The 22,411-nt window shown below is 44.8% G+C and carries 18 protein-coding genes; 3 read left to right on the plus strand and 15 right to left on the minus strand.

From position 1 onward, the window contains the following. Positions 1-31: 31 nt before the first annotated feature. Entirely contained in the window at positions 32-631 is a 600-nt protein-coding gene (locus tag ACTHUG_RS04400) for a Maf family protein (protein ID WP_314058534.1), read from the minus strand. A 14-nt stretch (positions 632-645) separates the two neighbouring features. Further along, positions 646-1,185 carry a gamma carbonic anhydrase family protein gene (locus ACTHUG_RS04405; RefSeq protein ID WP_049322909.1) on the minus strand — a complete coding sequence of 180 codons (540 nt, stop codon included), beginning with the start codon at positions 1,183-1,185 and terminating at the stop codon, positions 646-648. Between the two features lie 236 nt (positions 1,186-1,421). Between ACTHUG_RS04405 and ACTHUG_RS04410 the strand changes: the two genes are divergently transcribed. Then, on the plus strand, positions 1,422-2,294 hold the full coding sequence (locus ACTHUG_RS04410; RefSeq protein WP_440386233.1) for a DMT family transporter: 873 nt from the start codon (positions 1,422-1,424) through the stop codon (positions 2,292-2,294). A 115-nt stretch (positions 2,295-2,409) separates the two neighbouring features. On the opposite strand, the gene ACTHUG_RS04415 is transcribed toward ACTHUG_RS04410, so the two are convergent. From ACTHUG_RS04415 to ACTHUG_RS04435, 5 genes are all read right to left on the minus strand, one after another. Next, positions 2,410-3,825: a surface lipoprotein assembly modifier gene (locus tag ACTHUG_RS04415; protein WP_440386232.1), complete on the minus strand. Its 1,416-nt coding sequence runs from the start codon at positions 3,823-3,825 to the stop codon at positions 2,410-2,412. Positions 3,826-4,002: 177 nt separating this feature from the next. Continuing rightward, positions 4,003-6,267: a hypothetical protein gene (locus tag ACTHUG_RS04420; RefSeq protein ID WP_440386231.1), complete on the minus strand. Its 2,265-nt coding sequence runs from the start codon at positions 6,265-6,267 to the stop codon at positions 4,003-4,005. A 327-nt stretch (positions 6,268-6,594) separates the two neighbouring features. Next, on the minus strand, positions 6,595-7,614 hold the full coding sequence (lepB, locus tag ACTHUG_RS04425) for a signal peptidase I (protein ID WP_440386230.1): 1,020 nt from the start codon (positions 7,612-7,614) through the stop codon (positions 6,595-6,597). Continuing rightward, positions 7,614-9,407, minus strand: a complete 1,794-nt coding sequence (gene lepA / locus ACTHUG_RS04430) for a translation elongation factor 4 (RefSeq protein WP_036490455.1) — start codon at positions 9,405-9,407, stop codon at positions 7,614-7,616. Before lepA ends, lepB begins: the two co-directional genes overlap by 1 nt. Positions 9,408-9,539: 132 nt before the next feature. Next, positions 9,540-10,241 carry a 5'-methylthioadenosine/adenosylhomocysteine nucleosidase gene (locus ACTHUG_RS04435; protein ID WP_440386229.1) on the minus strand — a complete coding sequence of 234 codons (702 nt, stop codon included), beginning with the start codon at positions 10,239-10,241 and terminating at the stop codon, positions 9,540-9,542. A 203-nt stretch (positions 10,242-10,444) separates the two neighbouring features. Between ACTHUG_RS04435 and ACTHUG_RS04440 the strand changes: the two genes are divergently transcribed. After that, entirely contained in the window at positions 10,445-11,575 is a 1,131-nt protein-coding gene (locus ACTHUG_RS04440) for a PilT/PilU family type 4a pilus ATPase (protein ID WP_440386228.1), read from the plus strand. Between the two features lie 79 nt (positions 11,576-11,654). Here the strand turns inward: ACTHUG_RS04440 and ACTHUG_RS04445 are convergent, their stop codons facing one another. The 5 genes from ACTHUG_RS04445 to ACTHUG_RS04465 all read right to left on the minus strand — a co-directional run bounded on the left by ACTHUG_RS04445 (position 11,655) and on the right by ACTHUG_RS04465 (position 16,623). Further along, positions 11,655-13,061: a dihydrolipoyl dehydrogenase gene (locus tag ACTHUG_RS04445; protein ID WP_440386227.1), complete on the minus strand. Its 1,407-nt coding sequence runs from the start codon at positions 13,059-13,061 to the stop codon at positions 11,655-11,657. 252 nt (positions 13,062-13,313) lie between these two features. After that, positions 13,314-14,051, minus strand: a complete 738-nt coding sequence (locus ACTHUG_RS04450) for a redoxin family protein (protein WP_003747251.1) — start codon at positions 14,049-14,051, stop codon at positions 13,314-13,316. Between the two features lie 190 nt (positions 14,052-14,241). Beyond that, positions 14,242-15,027 (minus strand): 1-acylglycerol-3-phosphate O-acyltransferase, encoded by a 786-nt coding sequence (locus ACTHUG_RS04455; RefSeq protein WP_440386226.1) that lies wholly within the window; start codon positions 15,025-15,027, stop codon positions 14,242-14,244. A gap of 64 nt (positions 15,028-15,091) precedes the next feature. Further along, on the minus strand, positions 15,092-15,919 hold the full coding sequence (mutM, locus tag ACTHUG_RS04460; protein ID WP_440386421.1) for a DNA-formamidopyrimidine glycosylase: 828 nt from the start codon (positions 15,917-15,919) through the stop codon (positions 15,092-15,094). A gap of 44 nt (positions 15,920-15,963) precedes the next feature. After that, on the minus strand, positions 15,964-16,623 hold the full coding sequence (locus ACTHUG_RS04465) for a class I SAM-dependent methyltransferase (RefSeq protein WP_440386225.1): 660 nt from the start codon (positions 16,621-16,623) through the stop codon (positions 15,964-15,966). A 156-nt stretch (positions 16,624-16,779) separates the two neighbouring features. Here ACTHUG_RS04465 and ACTHUG_RS04470 point away from each other — a divergent pair, with 156 nt between their 5' ends. Continuing rightward, a complete protein-coding gene (locus tag ACTHUG_RS04470; RefSeq protein ID WP_440386224.1) occupies positions 16,780-18,888 on the plus strand; it encodes a LysM peptidoglycan-binding domain-containing protein in 2,109 nt (702 codons plus the stop codon). A 240-nt stretch (positions 18,889-19,128) separates the two neighbouring features. Here the strand turns inward: ACTHUG_RS04470 and ACTHUG_RS04475 are convergent, their stop codons facing one another. The 3 genes from ACTHUG_RS04475 to ACTHUG_RS04485 all read right to left on the minus strand — a co-directional run bounded on the left by ACTHUG_RS04475 (position 19,129) and on the right by ACTHUG_RS04485 (position 22,362). Next, positions 19,129-20,133, minus strand: coding sequence for a 2Fe-2S iron-sulfur cluster-binding protein (locus ACTHUG_RS04475; RefSeq protein WP_440386223.1), 1,005 nt, complete (start codon positions 20,131-20,133; stop codon positions 19,129-19,131). A 79-nt stretch (positions 20,134-20,212) separates the two neighbouring features. Next, positions 20,213-21,643 (minus strand): Asp-tRNA(Asn)/Glu-tRNA(Gln) amidotransferase subunit GatB, encoded by a 1,431-nt coding sequence (gene gatB / locus ACTHUG_RS04480; protein ID WP_440386222.1) that lies wholly within the window; start codon positions 21,641-21,643, stop codon positions 20,213-20,215. Positions 21,644-21,741: 98 nt separating this feature from the next. Beyond that, positions 21,742-22,362, minus strand: a complete 621-nt coding sequence (locus ACTHUG_RS04485; RefSeq protein WP_188212171.1) for a trimeric intracellular cation channel family protein — start codon at positions 22,360-22,362, stop codon at positions 21,742-21,744. Between the last annotated feature and the right edge of the window lie 49 nt (positions 22,363-22,411).

The raw sequence follows: 22,411 nt of genomic DNA on the forward strand, positions 1-22,411 counted from the left end.
CGGCACGCTTTCAGACGGCATTTGCCTAATTTTAAGCAAACGGCGGCGCTTCCAAACCCAAAGATTTCAGTAGTTGAGCGGTCTCATAAACCGGCAAACCCATCACGCCCGTAAAACTGCCCTGCAAATGCTCGACAAATACGCCACCCAAGCCCTGAATCCCATACGCACCGGCTTTATCCATCGGCTCGCCGCTGGCAACATAGGCTGCAATCTCCTCAGCCGTCAACGTTTTAAAGCGCACTTCGCTCGTCTGCACCACATCATGGCGCACGCCTTGCCAGTAAACGCATACAGCCGTCAGCACTTGATGCGTCCGTCCGGACAAACGTTCCAGCATATCGACCGCATCCGCCTCGGATTCCGGTTTACCCAAAATAGCCGCACCATCCGCCACCGTCGTATCCGCCGTCAATACAGCAAACTCAGGCTCGTGATCATGAGCTGCAAACCATTGCGCCACCGCCGCCTGATTTTTCTCGCAGGCCATACGGCGCACATACTCTACCACGGCTTCTCCTTCTTTAGGGGTTTCATCAATATCCGCAGGCAGGCGGTGTACCGTGAAACCCAAATTCTCCAAAATCTCACGGCGGCGCGGACTGCCCGAAGCCAGATAAATTGCGTTCATTGGATTGGTTTTCCTTATTTTGAAATTTTATGCTGTCCGGACAGGCGGACATAATGCGCAGAGGAATATGTCAAAAATGCCTTTTCCTCATCCGTCAGCGGACGCACTTGTCTCACAGGCGAGCCGACGTATAAAAAACCGCTTTCCAATCGCTTGCGCGGCGGCACCAAACTGCCCGCGCCTATCATCACATCATCTTCGACAACCGTATCGTCCAAAATAATCGAACCCATGCCCACCAACACACGATTCCCAATTCGGCAGCCATGCAGCATGACCTTATGCCCAATCGTCACATCATCGCCGATAATCAAAGGCGAACCGTCAGGCTTCGCCGCATTCTTATGCGACACATGCAAAACGCTGCCGTCCTGCACATTGCTGCGCTTGCCGATAGAAATGCTGTTCACATCGCCGCGTAATACGGCATAAGGCCAAACGGATACATCTTCCGCCAGCGACACTTCGCCAATCACAACCGAAGTCTCATCTATAAAACAAGACTCATCAACCGACGGCACATAATCCAAAAACGCACGAATAGGGTTTGCCATTTCCAATATCCTTTTCTCAAAACCAAAACTGATCAGGCCGTCTGAAAACACGGCGTAAAACGATTTTATACTACAACCATACTAAATCAAGCCAGAAAATCATCAAAAGGCCGTCTGAAACAGCTTTCAGACGGCCTTTCATCATAAACCTTTATCTTGGCTCACCACTATTTATCATTAGCGCCTCATCTATCTTTTATGGAATAATCGTCTTCATTTGATTGATGGAGAAGCCGATGGAGACACGTTCGGGAAATTATGCAGCGCCCGTCGTCGGCTGCGTCGTCTTCGGCTTGGGCAGTTTGATCGTCAAATTTGTCGATGTCGGCTCTTACGCCATCGCATTCTGGCGTTTACTGATTGCCGCCCCCATATTCTTCCTGCTCGGGCGTTTTTTCAGGCAAAAAATGCCCACGAAAAGAAAAACGGTTGGCTACGCACTCTTATCCGGTGTTTTCCTCGCATTCGACCTCTCCCTTTGGCACGAAAGCATTCACGCCGTAGGCCCCGGTATTTCCACCTTGCTCAACAGTCTGCAGATTTTCTTTTTAGCCGCCATCGGCTTCTTCTTTTATTCGGAACGCCTAAGTACCTTACAAATTTTAAGTTTGATATTGGCCACCATAGGCGTAGCCTTGATCGGCAGCCCGGAGTTCGGTCATAACGACAACGCCGCATGGGGATTTGTCAGCGGCGTAGTGTCCGGCGCCATGCTGGCCCTGTCTATGGTCTTTGTACGCAAAACCCATGAGCAGGAAAAAGTCGGTTTGTTTCCGCTGATGATGATTTTAAGCTTTGGCGGTGCAATAGCTTTGGTCATCCCATCGCTGCTATTCGATAATGCCCATCTATACCCCAAAACTTTAAACGATGTGATTCTAGTCTCCATCTACGGCATCGTTATGCAATGCTTCGCTTGGGCATTGATTGCTTACGCCATCCCGCTTTTATCCTTGTCACTGACCGGCCTCCTACTGCTCTCCGAACCAGTCGCCGCTATGTTAATCGATTATTTCTGGCTGGATAAACCGATTAACGCCGTCCAATGGTGTGGCGCCACTTTGACTTTATTGGCAATTTATTTGGGTTCGTTAAAAGACAAAAAATAGATACAAAAAGGCCGTCTGAAAAATTTCAGACGGCCTTTTTGTATAATGAAATACTTAGACTCAAACCAAATTTAGCAGAATTAGTTTAAGTTACATTAATCCATTAAATTATTTTTTAAAATGTTTTCTCAAAATCTATGAATACACGATTTTTAGAATAACTATTAAGCTCACCAATATTACTATTATTTTTTATATATCGCCAATTTAATCTTGGAGTAACACCCAGTATACTTAATTTATTGTGCCAAATACTTAAATTAGTAATAGTTACATTATCTTTGCGATGACGATCAGTAAAAATATAATGCTTTCCATCAAAATGTTCGTGATAGTGATTGATTATAAGTCTGCTATTCAGGTCTTTACCCCAAGTCTGCCCCCAACCAATATACCCACCTATACGTTTAGAGCTACTGCCAGCATAATGTTTTACTTTATCACGAGCATAGTTTAAACCACCTAAAAAGTAAGTATCATTGTTTAAAAGGTAAGTAGCACCTACTCCGATTTGATAATCTTTCCCTCGTCGTTCAGTATATGCATAATATTTTTTTGCTATTGTACTGTTAGCTGACAAACGTAAATTTGGCGTTACCCAATTTGAAATACCTAAATCTACACCTGCACGTGTGTAATAAGGATGATTTCCATAACGACGTTTTTCTAAAAATGGCATAACATAGCCATCCGTTTTAAAACTTTTATTTTTATAACCTAGACTTATTCTTGCTACTTGATCATCATAAATATGATTATCCCAATAAGTCACACCATCCATATCACCCGACATAGCTAAGTAGTGGTTATCTTTAATATTATCATCACGATTGATGGATAACGAATAATTAAACCCATGTCCTTTTTGCGGCAAATAGTCAGGATTCTTTTCAAATGCTAAATTACCAAATTGAGGAAGATGAATTTCACGTTCTGTTGAAACATTATTAATATTACTGTCTTGGATATAACTTAGACTACCTGAAATTTGCCATTTCTTTTTCTTCATAGCATCTTCATAAAGTGCGATAGTCGGAAGTACATCTTCAGGCAGCCCTTGCTCCTTAGCTGTATTAAATTCATGTTTCGCATTGCGAGTTTGCCTATCCTCATAAAGCATAGCAGCTAAATCTAAACGGACAGTAACAAGATCAGGATTCTGAGCGAGAATAAAACGATAAAGTTTAATAGCTTTTTTATATTTCCCTTCAGAGCGCCAAATTGCACCTTGCGCATAGGCCAATAAAATAGGATCGTGCCCGCTCCATTTTCGATATATTGGCAAGAGCTGTGCTGCCGAAATATAATTTCGCATTTGTAAAGCCTGATTTAATAATGGCTCTGTCAACTCTGGCTGCTTGGCTAAATCATCTAATGTCAACGTTTGACTAGACTCTTCTAAAGAAGTACCGTCATTTTCTGAAAATAATTTACCTTGATCTGATATTTTAGGAATAGCCATCTCCTGAATTTTTTCTACCTGTCGATCAGCTACAGTTTCAGGATTCGTTATAATTTCAGCAGAAGCCATTGAAGGAGCTAACGTTCCCAGTATAAAAATGAATGAATAAGACTTCATAAATCTATTTTTAAAATTAAAAATTTAAGTAACAATTGTTGAATTAAAATTTATCTATTGGTATTTTTCATATTAAAAACAATAAGCAGCAGATGCTAAACTCCTGCTGCTTATTGTTTAATCAGCGTTTTAACGCTTACCAACAAAACCAATATTATTTTCACCATGGCTGGTCGTGATTTTTAATACACCACCCACTTCTTCAGCATTTGGGCCAGCAAAACGTATGTCACCTTTACCATAAATCACTTTATTTTCACCTGGATTTTTTCCTTTCATCCAAACAGTGATATCGTTAGCAAGTTGTTTGCTTCCAACCAAAGAAACTTTTTGACCTGCGTTTGCTGAAGGCATTCCACTTTCCGTTTTCACATTACCACTAGCAAAATATATATTACGCTTGTCATCTAAGCGGCGATTGGTAATCGCACCATTAAAGGTAACATTATTACTTAAAATAGTATTGTAAGCCATATTTGGTTCATGGAACTGCGCAGTCATATTCATCACGCCGTCTTGTTTACCATCTCTGCTAGAATAGGCAACACCTGTATATTTGGCAGATAATCCTTTTTTAGTCTTCATATCATAGACATTGGCGACCATACCATTCTCAGTAATAACTCGGTCAAAAATACCGATGTTAAACGGAGTATTAACCCCATAAGTACCATCGCCATTTTTATAACGCCATGCAGTTAATGAAAGATATTGTTGGTTAAAACCATTGGCTTGTCCAACATCATAAGTATAAATCGCACGAACTTCATTTACCTTTCCATAGTGCAATGCACTAAACATTTCTGCAATTACACGTTTATTTTGAAATGCGCCTAATGCCTTATTATTATCAATACCGGTATGAATTGAATATAATGACACTTCGGTCATTTGCCCTTTATCAGCTACAATCTTCAACCTACCATCTTTTTGTGTTACAAGAAAATAGCTACCAGCAGGGTAAGTATATTGTTTATCCGCAACCCAACCCAAAGCTTTAAGCGCATCTGCGCGCTCTGGATTTACTTTTGCTGCTTCCGAGCTAACTTTAAATGTAGTAGTTTTATTCAAAGTAAAGCGATATGCATATTCACCATTTTGATTAACATATAATTCGTCATCCGGATTATTATCAAAATAATTATTCAAAGAATGTGCATATTGATAACCCTTACTAGGTTTAGTAGATATGTTCCATATCGGATTACCCTTATCATCTAACTTATATTCTACGTCAGCTAATACACGGCGCCCTTTATCTAAAGAAGTTTTATTATCTGCATTAGTTTCAAAATTATTAAACCATTGTGTATAACGGCTACCCCCTACACTATCCAACTCGAATTTGCTGGCTGCTTGGTCTAAGATATTAACGCTACTACCCTGTTTAATTAAAATACCATTTACATTACGCTTATCTACACCAATTAAATTTTTTGAATTTAATGGTGTATCAAATTCCTCATAACCATACTCTCTCTTAATATATCCATCAATTTTATTTACTTTATAACGTGTTGCTACACCTCCCAATATAACCGTTTGGGGACGTAAAAGTTTATATTTTCCAACCCTCCCAGAAGTTTCGATAATATGTGCACTATCATAAACAAAAGTATTCTCGGAAGCTTTCTCCAACAATGGGTTTGCAGCAAAGTTATTTGCAATAAAACCTGTATCTACTTCAGCTTGACTAAATTCTTCTGTTTTTACTACATCACTCAATCTAAGAGTTACTAATTTATTCTGAATATTTTTAGAAATTTGCTCATTAACTTGAGCTAAATTATCTTTACCGGTATTAGGTTTGTTTGTATTGTCCTTGCCGGCATTATCCTTACCGGTATTGGGTTTGGTTGCATTATCCTTATCGGCGTTATCTTTACCGGTAGTAGGCTTGTTTGCATTGTCCTTGCCGGTGTTATCTTTACCGGTATTGGGCTTGGTTGCATTGTCCTTGCCCGCGTTATCTTTACCGGTATTAGGTTTGTTTGCATTGTTCTGGCCGGCGTTATCCTTACCGGTAGTGGGTTTAGTTGCATTATCCTTACCGGTGTTATCCTTACCGGTAGTGGGCTTGTTTACATTATCCTTGCCGGCGTTATCTTTACCGGTAGTAGGCTTGGTTGCATTGTCTTTACCGGAGTTATCTTTACCGGTAGTGGGTTTGGTTGCGTTGTCCTTACCGGCGTTGTCCTTACCAGTATTGGGTTTATTTGTATTTTCCTTATTGGAATTACCTTTGTTGGTATTATTACTAATATCATTAGGTGCCACAGATGGACTTGTCGGTGAACCCGGTTCTCCATTCGAGCTAGCACATGCAGCTAAAACTGCCGCACATATGCCTGTTAATACAAAATGAGTAATAGGTGATTTCTTCTGAGTAAACATAAATATAATCCTCATTAACTGAAAGTAACTTTACTTAAAACAACTAGATTATTTGCTAATTGAAAAACCGAATATAAACAACGCTTATACTATTGTAATAGTATAAACGAATACAAACAGCTTTACTTAATTAATATTTGTTAATTTTTGAAAATTTACTCTTTCTGGCCAATTTATGATTATCATATTCCTAACCATCTCTTGAGTTAATAATATTTCAAGCCTTTTTTAATATTAAATTTAATATTCATCTAAGACACAAATTTTAAATTGCCATAAAAAAGGCCGTCTGAAAAATTTCAGACGGCCTTTCAATCTGTTTATTGCTTATTGGATGCTGGTACCGATACGGCTGAGTTCGCCAAAATTCATCCAAACAAAGAAGGCTTTACCGACAATCAACTTGTCATCGACAAATCCCCAATAACGGGAGTCGGCGCTGTTGTCGCGGTTGTCGCCCATCGCGAAATAACGGCCTTCGGGAACTTTACAGATAAAGCCATTGCCGTCTTCTGCGTATTCGCAATTTTCCAAACCACTTTTTTCAAGCGAGTAATTGCTTTCAGGCATCACTTCAGAAGTATATTTGTTCAATACAGCAATGGATACGGAAGGCTGACCGGCCTCCTTGACCACGTCAAAGTTTTTGCCGTTCAAGGCCGTCTGAAAACGCTCAAGCGTATGAATCATAGATGGATCGGTATCATCTGCGTATTGATAATTGCCGTTTGGTTTTTCGGGAATAATTTCACCGTTAACAGTCAAAACCTTATCACGATATTCCACAACGTCACCCGGAATACCGACGATACGTTTGATGTAATTCATCTCAGGCTGAAGCGGATAATTGAACACCACGACATCGCCTCGTGCAATATTGCCGACAGGGATAATGACCTTATTCAAAATCGGCAGGCGGATACCGTAAGAGAATTTGTTCACCAAGATAAAATCGCCTTTGACCAAGCCAGGACGCATGGAGCTGGACGGAATTTGGAACGGCTCGGCAATAAAGCTACGCAATACAAAGATAACCAAGATGATGGGAAAAAAGCCGCCCATATAGTCGGTAAAATGCGCATTGTCTTCGCCGGTCTCGCTTTTTTTCAGACGGCCCTTATGGATTGCCCAAACAATGCCGGTAAACACGACAAATACCAGCAATACGGCGGTAAAGCTCATAAATTCGGACAAAATGCCGAATACGCCGACCATGCACAGGAGGTAACTCCATTGCAGGCCGGAGCTCCATTCGCCGTTTTCCTGACGCTCTTTGCTGCTTTTGAAGTTAAGAACCAAACCGGCCAACAGTACAACGATTGCACCTAAAGTCAGATTTATATTCATTATTTATCACTCACTTGCAGAATCGCCAAGAATGCGCTTTGCGGGATTTCCACGTTGCCCACTTGTTTCATGCGGCGCTTACCTGCTTTTTGTTTTTCGAGAAGTTTTTTCTTACGCGTAATATCACCGCCGTAACATTTCGCCAAAACGTTTTTACGCAGGGCTTTGACGTTTTCGCGGGCGATAATCTGACTGCCGATGGCGGCTTGGACGGCGATGTCGAACATTTGGCGCGGAATCAGCTCGCGCATTTTCGCTGCCAGTTCGCGGCCTCGGTGAACCGCGCTTTGACGGTGCACAATCAGGCTCAGGGCGTCGACTTTTTCGCCATTGACCATAATGTCGAGCTTAATCAAATCAGAAGGTTGGAACTCTTTGAAATGGTAGTCCAACGAAGCATAGCCGCGCGAAGTGGATTTGAGTTTGTCGAAAAAGTCCATCACGACTTCGTTCATCGGCAAATCGTAAGTCAGCATGACTTGACGACCCATATATTGCATATTGACTTGCACGCCGCGCTTTTGATTACACAAAGTCATGACGTTGCCGACGTATTCCTGCGGCACGAGGATGGTCGCGGTAATAATCGGCTCGAGAATGGTTTCGATGCTGCCGATGTCGGGCAGTTTAGATGGGTTTTCGACTTCGATTTTTTCGCCGCTTTTCAACACGACTTCGTAAACCACCGTCGGCGCAGTGGTAATCAAGTCCATGTCGAACTCGCGTTCCAAACGTTCCTGTACGATTTCCAAGTGTAGCAGGCCTAAGAAGCCGCAACGGAAGCCGAAGCCCAATGCCTGAGAAACTTCAGGTTCGAATTTCAGTGAAGCATCGTTCAGTTGCAATTTTTCCAAAGCGTCGCGCAAGGCTTCGTAGTCGTGGCTTTCCACAGGATAGAGACCGGCAAATACTTGGCTTTGTACTTCTTGGAAGCCGGGCAGCGGCTCAGAGGCAGGGTTGGCAACCAAAGTCACCGTGTCGCCGACTTTCGCCTGTCCCAATTCTTTTACGCCGGTAATCAGAAAACCCACTTCGCCGGCTTTGAGTTCTTGTTTTTGAACCGATTTCGGTGTGAATACGCCCAACTGCTCGACCTGAGTTTCCGCCTTGGTGCTCATAAAGCGTACTTTGTCTTTCAGCTTGATGGTGCCGTTTTTCACACGAATCAACATGACCACGCCGACGTAGTTGTCAAACCACGAATCGACGATAACGGCTTGCAGCGGCGCATTTTCATCGCCTGTCGGCGCGGGGATTTTGGCAACGATTTCTTCCAAAACGTCTTCCACGCCGATGCCGCTTTTGGCGGAACATTGCACCGCGCCGACAGCGTCAATGCCGATGATGTCTTCGATTTCCTGTTCCACGCGCTCGGGGTCGGCGGCAGGCAGGTCGATTTTGTTCAAAACAGGCACGACTTCCACGCCCAAATCAATCGCGGTATAGCAGTTCGCCACGGTTTGCGCTTCCACGCCTTGTGACGCGTCAACGACCAAAAGCGCGCCTTCGCAGGCAGAGAGCGAACGGGATACTTCGTAAGAAAAGTCGACGTGTCCCGGCGTATCAATTAGGTTAAGCTGATACACCTGCCCGTCGCGTGCTTTGTAGTTGAGCGCGGCGGTTTGCGCTTTAATGGTAATGCCGCGCTCTTTTTCGATGTCCATGGAGTCGAGCACCTGCGTACTCATTTCGCGCAAATCCAAACCGCCGCAGTATTGGATAAAACGGTCGGCAAGCGTCGATTTACCGTGGTCGATGTGGGCAATAATGGAGAAATTCCGTATGTTTTTCATATTGTTATTAAGATAAATACAATTAAAGGCTGAAAGGCCGTCTGAAAAAACAGGGATTCGGTTTTCAGACGGCCTTAGAATAAGGTTGAATCGTTCCGTATTCTAACGGAAATTCAACGCTTCTGCATGATTTTATAGCGATTTGACAATCTCGGTCACCATCTTCGCCGAGCTGATGGCCGCCGTTTTCAAAAACTCTTCAAAGCTGATGTCCGCTTTCTCATCTGCCGAATCGGATACCGCACGAATAATCACAAAAGGCACTTCCAACTGATGACAAGTTTGCGCAATCGCCGCAGCTTCCATTTCCACTGCTTTGACTTCTGGGAAATGACTGCGGATTTCCGCAACACCTTCGCTGCTGTGTACAAAACGGTCGCCACTGACGATCAAACCTTGCGTTACGGCCGCTCCATCAAACACTTGCGCCGCCTTTTCTGCTTGGCGAATCAAGTTTGAATCCGATGCGAACACGGCAGGAAGTTGCGGCACTTGCCCCCAAACATAACCAAAAGCCGTTACGTCAACATCATGATGCGCCACAGTTTCGCCGATGACCACATCGCCGACCTTCAGACCCTTACCTAAACCACCTGCACTGCCGGTATTGATGACGCAATCCGGTGCAAACTGATGAATGACCCAAGAAGTCGAAACCGCCGCATTGACCTTACCGATACCGCTTAAAACCAAAACCATGCGTTTTCCGGCCAATTCGCCTTCATATGCCGAGAATTTACCGAAAGACACATGCTTGACATCGGCCATGCTTTCACGCAAAAGCTCGATTTCCTGTTCCATTGCGCCGACCACGGCAATTGTTTGTACTGACATCTTGTTACCTTTCCATTCACTAATCGGGCAACATTATAACAGCAGAATTTAAAATCACAGGGATGCCGAAAAATCTGCTATATTCCCAGCACGACACTCAATTTAAAACAGATATCCGCTCTAGCGGCAAAACAGCAAATAATGATTGCTTCTGTTATAATTATTTTCAATAAAATAACTTAACATTAACTATCTGAATTCTTATGTTTGACGAAAATACTCCGGGCGCAAAAGAAGAATTGTTCACTTGGCTACGCCACATGAACAAATACAAAGGCTCCGACCTTTTCATTACCACCAATTTCCCGCCGGCCATGAAAGTGGACGGCAAAATCATGCGGTTGACCGATGAGCAGTTAAGCGCTGAAAAATGTATGGAAATCGCTTTTTCGATTATGTCTTCCAAACAAATCGAAGAATTTTCTACCACCAACGAATGCAACTTCGCCATCAGCCTACCCGATACCAGCCGCTTCCGTGTCAATGCCATGGTTCAACGCGGCGCAACTGCTTTGGTGTTCCGCTCTATTACCAGCAATATCCCTAAATTTGAAACGCTCAATCTGCCGCCGATTCTGAAAGACATCGCCCTCAGAAAACGCGGTCTGGTTATTTTTGTCGGCGGTACAGGTTCGGGTAAGTCCACTTCCCTCGCCTCCCTTATCGACTATCGAAATGAAAACAGCTTCGACCACATTATTACTATCGAAGACCCGATTGAATTTATCCACCAACATAAAAACTGCATTATCACCCAACGCGAAATCGGCGTGGATACCGAAAATTGGCCGATTGCATTGAAAAATACCCTGCGCCAAGCGCCGGATGTTATCCTGATTGGCGAAATCCGCGACCGCGAGACCATGGACTACGCCATTTCCTTCGCGGAAACCGGCCATTTGTGTATGGCGACACTGCATGCCAACAGTACCAACCAAGCACTCGACCGCATCATCAACTTCTTCCCCGAAGAGCGCCGTACCCAGTTGCTGACCGACTTATCGCTCAACCTGCAAGCCTTTATTTCACAACGACTGATTCCCCGTGAAAGCGGACGGGGTCGTGTGGCAGCGGTTGAAGTTTTGCTCAATTCGCCCATTATTGCCGACTTAATTCGAAAAGGCGAAGTCCACAACATCAAAGAAATGATGAAAAAATCAACCGGTATGGGCATGATTACTTTTGACCAAGCCTTGTATGATTTGTATGAAAACGGCGATATCAGCTATCAAGACGCTATTAAAAATGCCGACTCCGCACACGATTTGCGCCTAGATATTCAATTACGAAGCCGTCGCGCACAAAATGCCGGCCCGGATTTAGAATTGATTTAAAAGTAAAAGCTTCAAAGTATAAAAAAGGCCGTCTGAAACCTCATTACGGGTTTCAGACGGCCTTTATTCCATCAAATAATCAAGCCTGTTTCAGTTTTGCATCGGCATCACGCAATGCAGTACGCAAACCTTCCTCGATAACTGGATGGTAGAACGGCATATCCAACATTTGCGGAATCGTCATTTTCATTTGATGCGCCCAAGCCATCAAGTGTGCTAAATGTTCGGCAGCAGGGCCGACAACTTCCGCACCAATGAAACGGCCGGTTGCTTTTTCGGCATACAAACGCATATGGCCTTTGTTTACCAACATAACGCGACTGCGGCCTTGGTTTCGAAAGGAAACTTCGCCGATTACAAACTCTTCGGGTTGATATTTCGCCGCAACTTGTGCATATTTCAAGCCAACAGAGGCAATTTGCGGATTGGTGAACACCACGCCGATTACACTACGGCGCAAACCACCGCCGATATTCGGATAGCGGCCTGCATTGTCGCCGGCAATTTTGCCTTGGTCTGCAGCTTCATGCAGCAGAGGCAATTGATTGGACACATCGCCTGCAATAAAGATATGCGGAATGCTGGTTTGCATGGTCAGCGGATCGGCAACAGGCACGCCGCGCGTGTCTTTTTCGATATTGATGTTTTCCAAACCGATATTGTCAACGTTCGGACGGCGGCCTACGGCTGCCAGCATATATTCGGCAACGAAAACACCTTTTTCGCCGTCTTGTTCCCAATGAACTTCAACATTGCCTTCTGCATCCAGTTTGACTTCGGTTTTAGCGTCCAAATGCAAAGCCAACTCTTCGCCAAACACAGCTTTGGCTTCTTCAGCGACAACAGGGTCGGAAATGCCGCCGATGGCTCCGCCTACGCCGAAAATCTCAACTTTCACGCCCAAACGGTGCAAAGCCTGACCCAACTCTAAGCCGATAACGCCGGGACCGAACACGGCCACGCTTTTAGGCAAAGTATCCCAAGAGAAAACATCATCGTTTACAACCAAGCGATCGCCCAAAGCTTCCCACTGAGGGAAAATCACAGGGCGTGAACCGGTGGCAATCACAAAACTTTTTGCAGTGATTTGCGTATGGTCATCGATTTGGACAGTATGTTCGTCAACAAATTTTGCCGTACCCATAATGCGCTTGTCGGCAGGCCACTCTTCTACATCGCTGACTACAAAACCGACAAAACGGTCGCGTTCGGATTTGACGCGTTGCATGACTTCTTCGCCATTGACAACGATGCTGTCTTTGTCCAAGTGCACGCCAAACGGATCGGTATGCAAAGCATGATGGCGCGCTTCTGCGGCGGCAATCAAGAGTTTGGAAGGCATGCAGCCGACACGCGCACAAGTTGTTCCGAATACATTGTTTTCAATCAGGTAAACATTGTCTGTATGAAGGCGAGCATTGCGAAATGCGCCCATACCGGCTGTACCGCCGCCCAGTACCACCACATCTGCTTGAATCTTTTTCATATTTTATCCTTACTGTCTATATTCAAACCGATATTACCATCAGCTTATCTGTTTTCAGACGGCAGAATTTTTATAAACTATCAAAGAATGAATATTAATAGCAAATTCTTAAATATCGATTTAAAACAATAATCTCAAATTCTACTTGCGAATATAGAGTTATTCAGAACGCCGAATTGTAAACGCCGTCTGAATAACTCTATATTTTATTTTTCAGACGGCCTATTCAAACCGTCTCAAGCATACAGGTAATTAGTTTTTAGCCAAGTAAGCTTCCAAGTCTTCGCTGCCGCCGATGTATTTGCCGCCGATGAATACTTGAGGAGCAGTCATCTTGCCGGTAATAGCGCGAACGGAAGTAACAGTTGCATCTTTGCCCAATACGATTTCTTCGTAAGACAAGCCTTTGTCTTGCAAAGCTTTTTTAGCTTTAGCACAGAATTGGCAACCAGGTTTGGTGAAGATGGCAACAGACTCTTGAGCTTTCCAGTCAGGAGCAATGTATTTCAACATAGTGTCAGCGTCAGACACTTTGAAAGGATCGCCTGGTTCTTCAGGTTCGATAAACATTTTTTCAACCACGCCGTCGTTAACCAGCATGGAGTAACGCCAAGAGCGTTTGCCGAAGCCCAAGTCTTCTTTGCCAACCAACATGCCCATGCCTTCAGTGAATTCACCGTTGCCATCAGGGATCATGTAAATGTTGTCAGCTTCTTCTTCAGCAGCCCAAGCGTTCATTACGAAAGTGTCGTTTACAGATACGCAGTAGATAGCATCAACACCGTTTTCTTTGAACGCGCCAAACAATTCGTTGTAGCGTGGCAGGTGGGAAGAAGAGCAAGTCGGAGTAAATGCGCCAGGCAGAGAGAACACGACTACTTTTTTGCCTTTGAACAAATCATCAGTAGAAACATCTTTCCAAGTGTCGCCGACACGAGTGCGGAATACTACGGAAGGTACTTTTTGACCGGTACGATCTTGCAAAGCCATTTTTAAGCTCCTTTTAAAAATTCGGGTTAGAGAAATGAATCAATGCTTGTATTGTAATGCAGGCCTATCGATTTGTATAATTTATAGTTCAAATAATATTAATTATATTAAACTATCAAATTAATCCAACCGAAAACAGCTGAATCATTAAATAAAGGCTATCTGAAAGAAAACAAGTACCTGACCGAAATTATTTTTTAGGTAAAGGTTGAACGGGGGAATCCGAAGCCACAATTTCACCGATGGATTTTTCCGCAATATCTTTCAAAGCATAGCGGTCTTTATCCGGCATATCTGTCGGTTTGTACTGAGGCGAGAAATCCAAACGGATACGGATTTTCTTCATAGAAACAATACGCCACAAAGACTGAAACAGGTTTACCTCCGCATAAGACGGCAAGTCCGTCCGTTGTCCTTCGCCATCATAATAGCGCAAAGTTACTGCCTGAATCGGTGCTTTCGCATCTATTGCCGATTGAAACAGGGCTGCTTTAAACGGCAAAATACCCAAGCCGGAAGAAGTGCGCGCCTCAGGGAAAAAGCTGACATTCTGTCCTGCTTTCAATGCCGCGCAAATCGCCTGATTAATCGGCTCGATATCTCGGCGGGAATTGCGGTTGATAAACACCGTGCCGGCATTTTTACCCATTTTCCCCAAAACCGGCCAACTGCTGATTTCCTGTTTCGCAATAAAACTGCTCGGATAAACGGCACTCATGGCAAAAATATCCAACCAAGACACATGGTTGGCTACCACCAAAGTACCGCTCACATTTCCTTGAGGCGGTACGCCGATTTCCAATTCGATATCCAAAGCATCCAACGCACCTTTTCCCAAAACAACCACAGCATGATTGCGTTCCTCTGCATTATTGCCATCGATGGCACGCAAATTCCGGCCGGTTCGGAACAACCAAGCCGCCAAACGGCAAAGTCTGCCCAGTCGTTTTAAAAAAGGAGCTTTTTGTTTAGACATAAAATTTCTTCTGTATGGTATTTATTATTTTCAGACAGCCTCTGACATTTAAGGCCGTCTGAAACTATTTCTGGCAATTTGGACAATAAAATGTTCCACGCTGCCCCAAAGTTTCTTTAAAAATCAGCCCGCCACATTGGACACAAGGCTCATTGTGGCGGCCATAGACCGTATATTCCTGCTGGAAATAGCCGCTTTTGCCATCGCTATTGACAAAGTCCCGCAGCGTACTGCCGCCCGTTTCAATCGCCCTCAGCAGAATCGCTTTAATGGTTTCCACCAATAATGCACATTCTTTCTTGGTCAGCTTATTTGCCGGACGCAATGGCGAAATACCTGCCTTAAACAGACTTTCATTCGCATAAATATTGCCAACGCCAACCACCACCGCATTATCCATCAGCGCCAATTTGACTGCACGCTTCTGCGTTTTCAATTTCTGATACAGGTAATTTGCATCAAAATCGTCCGAGAGCGGCTCCGGCCCCAGTTTCTCCAACAGCGGATGATGCTCGGCAATACCCTCATACCACAATACCGCACCAAATTTACGCGGGTCGTGATAACGCAATACGGTACCGTCATCAAATACAAAATCTAAATGATCGTGTTTATCCGGCGTGGCAATACGTTCATCATCGGCAGTAAAAATCCGCAAACTGCCGGACATACCCAAATGAATAAGTAAAATACCCGTTTCAAAAGTAATAATCAAATACTTCGCACGCCGGTTGCATGCCAAAACTTTGCGGCCGGCCAAAATTTTCGCCAAGTTTGGATGAATAGGCCATCTCAATTTAAACTGGCGGATAGTGACTTTTTCTATCTTTTTGCCATCAATATGCGGCTCTATCCCGCGTAAAGTCGTTTCCACCTCAGGTAATTCAGGCATCATTATTCTCCAAATTCATCATTAATATACAGGCCGTCTGAAAACTATTCGGCCAAACGTGCCGTACTTAAAGCAACCGTATTGCCATCAAATGCAGATTCCAATTCAGGCAAAGGATGGACACCAATCAAATGTTTCGTTAATACCATCCCATAAACCGCCGCACACTGCGGCCACCACCTATCCCCCGCCTTTTCCATAAACCGCCAAAACTTCAAAGCAGAAGGCGAATTCACAGCAGGCAGATAATCCATAAACTGCCCATATTCTATTTCAAAACCAATATCCGCAATTTTTCGTTTCAACTCAGCCAGAGCCAAGCATTGAGATTTCAAAGGCAACTTTTCCCCATCAAACCAAGAGCTCAATCCCCATAAAGATTTAGGGTTGAACCCCGTCAAAATCAACCTGCCTTCAGGTTTTAATATCCTAAACGCCTCTTGCAACACCAAATCTGCGGATGAAACTTCCAAAAGATGAGGCATCAATAACACATCCACGGAATGCGTTTCAAATGCCAACATTTCAGCATCCATCCGCACATCGCGAGGCACTACAATCATATTTTCAGACAGCCTAGTCCATACACCGCCCAATTGAACCGCCACCTGCCTATTCAAATACTGCAAATGCCGTCTGAAAAAATCCGCCTCTTTTTGAGCAAGATATTGCCCCATTGGCGTTTGCATAAAAAAAACTTCCATTCAAGGCTCCCCTATGCATCCCGACTTGTGTGACAGAATTTTAACACCACGGCCACATCACACAAGCAAATTCCCTGCTCGACTTGACGTTTAAATGCTGAAACGATACTATCAAAAAAACGAAATTTTATTATATATTTGATAACTTTATTTACTATGGCAAAATTAAAAACCATCGCTCTGACCGTTTCAAGCCTGTCGGCGGTTTCCGCCACAGCCTACGCACAAAACGCTACACCCAACCAAGTCGGCATGGCCATGATGCGCCTCAACTCCGCCCTGCTCGACCAAGCCAAAGCACAAACCTTCGGCTCCGGCAGCTTATGGGCATCGTTGCGTAAAGACTTCCGCATCAACGAAGTCAACACAGAACTGGTTCGCCGCCATGAAAACAAATTTGCTGCAAACAGCGCGTATTTCGACCGCACCATCTCACGCAGCAAACCTTATATGTACCATATTGCCAATGAAGTTAAAAAACGCAATATGCCCGCTGAAATCGCTTTGCTGCCTTTCATTGAAAGCGCATTCGTAACCAAAGCTAAATCACACGTCGGCGCATCCGGCCTGTGGCAATTTATGCCGGCTACCGGCCGCCATTTCGGCTTGGAAAAAACACCTTTGTATGACGGCCGCCACGATATTTACGCCGCTACCGATGCCGCATTGAATTACCTGCAATACCTGCACGGTATGTTCGGCGACTGGTCTTTGGCGCTTGCCGCTTACAACTGGGGCGAAGGCAATGTCGGACGCGCCGTCAACCGCGCCCGCGCGCAAGGTTTGGAGCCGACATACGAAAACCTGCGTATGCCGAACGAAACACGCAATTACGTTCCCAAACTTTTGGCCGTCCGCAATATCGTTGCCAATCCGCAGACCTTCGGCATGAATATCAGCGAAATCAGCAACCAGCCGTATTTCAAATCTATCAGCATCGACAAACCTATTGATAACAGCACAATCGCCCGCTTTGCAAACATCAGCGAAAGCGAATTGTTGGTACTCAACCCGGGTTTCAATGCGCCTGTATTCATCCCTAAAAACAACCGTCGTCTGTTGTTGCCGGTTGCTGCGGTTTCCACATTTGAAAAGAACTACCGCAATGCCAACCCGGATACCCTGATGTCTTGGGATATTTATACTTCTTTGGGCAACAAAAAACTGAATGCCATCGCTAACGATACCGGCATGAGCGTTGCCGAACTCAAACGCCTCAACGGCCTGAGCGGTAGCGCCGTTTCTGAAGGCCGCAGCATTTTGGTGGCTAAAAATTCAGCAAGCCAAAGCCAGGACATCATTAATTTTATCGATAAAGACAATACTCCGGATACTTACCAATCCAATATGCCGGCCATGTCTCCGATTATTGCTTCCAACGCAGTAGAACCGGTTAAAGTTGCCCAAACCAAGGTTACTGATATTGTTGCACCTGTTGTTCCACAATCCAGCAAACCGGTTGACTTTATTGCACGCAGCAAAGCTGAAAACGTTACTTCAGTAGCGGTAACAGAAACTAAAGCCCAACCTCAAGTTGCAAATGCGGAAATGGCTGCTCCAGTTACAGCCATGACCCATGCGACTACCGAGACCGTTGCTAAAAATGTTGCAGAAGCACCCAAATCAGCCATCCCTGCAGACTTGACCGTACCAACTGTTGCCGCAAACGATGTAGCCCCTACTCCAGCAGTTGAATCTGTTGCCGCTGCGCCGGCACAAGAAGAGCATGACGACCTGATGGCATTGGTACAAAGCCGACCAGCAGAGGAATCTTCAGCGACTGTTGCCGAGGCCACACCGGAGAACAAACAAGTTCAAACTGTTGTTACCGCCGAAAGCGCACGCACGGCACGCATCGCAGCCAATATGGCTAAACAACAACGCCGTATCAATGCACGTCTTGCCCGTGTAAGCGGTCAGCAAAACACACAAACTGCAGCACTTGCAGCGGGTACCCACCGTGTGGAAGATGGTGATACATTGTTTAACATCTCCAAACGCTATAACCTGAGCGTAGCCGATTTGATTATTGCCAACAATATCAAAGGCAACAATATTAAAAAAGGCCAAATCCTCCGTGTTACAGCCGCTCCGGCAAAAGTCCGCAGCAACCCGGTTCAAAACGTTTCCTACACTGTACGCAAAGGCGATACCCTGAACACCATCGCCAGCCGTTTCAATGTTGATATTAACGATATCCGCCGTTGGAACCGCAATACCCGTACTGTATCTCCCGGTCAACGTTTGAAACTGATTGGTAGCTAATATTAGCTTTAAAACAAAGGCTGTCTGAAAGATTCAGACGGCCTTTTTCTTGATGATAGATAATCAAGTTAATGTTTGATGACAAACAGAATAGCCTTCTCTTTAAGATAAAAATATTTTTTGAAAATTACTGTATAAAAAAAGAGTGTGTAAAAACACACTCTCTTCTTCAAACGAATTGTCGTCAAACTCTATGCTTAATACCCTTATCCAAACATATGAATTCCGTAAAATATATTCCTATGCCGGTGAAAAAGCATCACAGAAAAAGGCATCTTCCGGTAAAGCGCATTTTTGAGTCAGTAAACCATGTGCACTTTCGGTCATCTCTGGTGATCCGCAAGCATAAACTTCATATTGGCCCAAATCAGGATAATTTTGTGCAGCAACATCTTGCACATAGCCATTCTCCCCTTTCCACTCGGAATCAGGCTTAGAAAGAACCGGCGAGAATTTCGCATTTTTCAGACGGCCTATTAATGCTTCAGCTTCTTCCAATGCATACAGATCCGCCTGTTGACGTGCTCCCCAGTAAAAATGAACCTGACGCTCGCTATTCTGACGAATCAAATCAAGCAAAATACTGCGAATAGGGGCATAACCTGTACCCGTTGCCAACAAAATCATCGGTTTATTGCTGTCTTGTTGCAAAGTGAATGTACCCAATGGCCCTTTGACACGGACAATGCCTTTCTCTTTGATTTTAGGCTCTGCACCAAAAATCATTTCTGAGCATACGCCGTTTTCACGTTTGCGGATATGCAGTTCCAAAATGCCTTCTTGATCAGGCGAATTGGCGATTGAATAGCTGCGGCTGATATTGCCTGGAAGCAGCAAATCAATATATTGCCCGGCATAAAATGCAAATGGCGGCGCTTTAGGCAAAGCCAGTTTGAGCAAAGCAACATCGTGTTTGATTTCAATGTTTTCAATACGTGCCGGCAATGTGCGTACCGGCAAAGCATTTTGATTAAAACCCGGCACATTGATTTTGAGGTCGCTCTTCGCAGTAGTACAGCACAATAACACTTTGCCCTGCGCTTTTTCTTCTTCACTGATGGCTTTATCAATATGCTTGCCCATTTCAAATTCGCCACTAATCAACTCGGCCTTACACTGCCCGCAGGCACCGCTTTTGCAAGAATGAGGCAAATTTAAATTCTGACGGGTTGCGGCAGCAAGAACAGTTTCGTCCTCATTCGCCGTAAATGTAGTTTGGTCTGGTAAGGTAATGATATGTGTCATGGTATTTAGAATAAATTTATTATCAAAAACAAAGGCCGTCTGAAAATAAAACCTGTTTTCAGACGGCCTGTCCTATCTATCAAGCCAATTTGGCTTTAATCAACTCTTGAACCTGAGCCGGATTGGCCTTGCCTTTACTTGCTTTCATCACCTGGCCGACAATCGCATTTAAGGCTTTTTCATTACCGGAACGGAATTGCTCAATAGCTTTCGCATTGCTTGCCAACACTTCATCCACCATCGCTTCAATTGCGCCAGTGTCGGTAATCTGTTGCAAACCGTGTTTTTCGATGATTTCGGCAATACCTGCTTCAGGCTCTGCCCACATCGCTTCAAAAGCTTTTTTCGCCAGTTTGCTGCTCAATGTTCCGTCCGCGACTTTAGCAACCAACTCGGCAAGACGTGAAGCCGTAATCGGGCTTTCAGCCAATTCCAAACCTTCTTTGTTCAAGGTGGCGGCAAGCTCGCCGTTCATCCAGTTCGCCGTCAATTTACCTTGGCCGCAGGCTTTGGCGGCTTCTTCAAAATAGGCAGCTTGAGCACGGCTCGCAGTCAACAGGCGCGCATCATAGTCGGACACGCCGTAATCGGCAACAAAACGCGCTGCCATTTCATGCGGCAACTCAGGCATTTGCTCTTTGGCCTTTTGCAATTGGCCGTCTGAAATAATGACCGGCAGCAAATCCGGATCTGGGAAATAGCGGTAATCATGCGCATCTTCTTTCAAACGCATCACACGGGTTTCGCCTTTTTCAGGGTCAAACAGCATGGTTGCCTGCTGTACTTTACCGCCGTCTTCCAAAATTTCGATTTGCGCTTCCACTTCATAATTGATGGCTTGCTCCAAGAAGCGGAAAGAATTGAGGTTTTTGATTTCGCGACGCGTACCGAATTCGGCCTGGCCTTTGGGACGTACAGAAACGTTGGCATCGACGCGGAACGAGCCTTCCGCCATATTGCCGTCGCAAATATCCAGCCAAGTTACCAAACCGTGCAACGCTTTAGCATATGCCACAGCTTCGGCTGCGGAACGCATTTCAGGCTCGGAGACAACTTCCAATAAAGGCGTACCGGCACGGTTTAAGTCGATACCGGTTGCACCGTTCAAACCTTCATGTACGGATTTACCCGCATCTTCTTCCATGTGCGCACGGGTAACATTGATGGTTTTAACCTCGTCGCCCACTACGATTTCCAATTTGCCATGCTCAACAATCGGCAAATCCAACTGACTGATTTGATAGCCTTTTGGTAAATCAGGATAAAAATAGTTTTTACGGTCAAACACGTTTTTCTGATTGATTTTCGCATCCAAAGCCAAACCGAGTTTGATGGCTTTTTCGACGACTTCGCGGTTCATTACCGGCAATACGCCCGGCAACGCACACTCAACCACGCTGGCGTGGGCATTAGGTTCGGCACCGAATGCAGTGGATGCGCCGCTGAAGATTTTGGATTGGGTGTTGAGTTGGACGTGGATTTCCAGTCCGATTACGGTTTCCCAAGTCATAAGGGTCTTTCTGTCGAAAAAAAGTTAATCGGTTAAATGAATGATTCGTTTTCAGACGGCCTGAATAAAAAACATAACAGGCCGTCTGTAAGATAAGTTTATTTCCTGCGGCGTTGGAAACCGGGCAGTTGCCAATGGAAACGGTATGCAGTCAGGCGAAACAACAATCCACCGGCAAAGAGCAGGTTTAACGTAAAAATATTAATCCAGCCCAAACGCCCGAACAGATAAATCAGTCCGCCAATCAAAATAGCCACGCTGCCGTAAAGGTCGGTGCGTAAAATCATCGGCACGTCATTGACCAAAATATCACGCGCAATACCGCCGCCAACGGCAGTCACAAAAGCCAAAGAAATAACGCCGAACAGATTAAGCTGCAAAGCCATGCCGATTTGTGCGCCGGTAATACTGAACGCAGCCAGACCGACGGCATCGGCAATAATAAAGGCAGCGGCCAAGTAAGTGCTGCGATAGCGTTGCACCCTTACCAACCATGCAATGGCCAGTGTGGCAAATACAACAATCAGCGCATCGGTTTGCAAAAACACCTGCGGAATCCGGCCGACCAAGCCGTCGCGTATCATGCCGCCGCCGACAGCCGTCAGTAACGCGGTAATGACGACACCGAGTACATCCAATCGCTTGTTGTAGCCGACCAAATAGCCGGAAATGGCAAACGCGGCTGTTCCAATGATTTGGATAAAGTCGGTGGTTGTCATGATTTTTAAATATCTATAATTTGCAGCGCCTAAATGATTCAGGCGCTTT

The sequence above is a fragment of the Neisseria sp. P0022.S009 genome, assembly GCF_051956675.1.
Classification (GTDB): Bacteria; Pseudomonadota; Gammaproteobacteria; order Burkholderiales; family Neisseriaceae; genus Neisseria.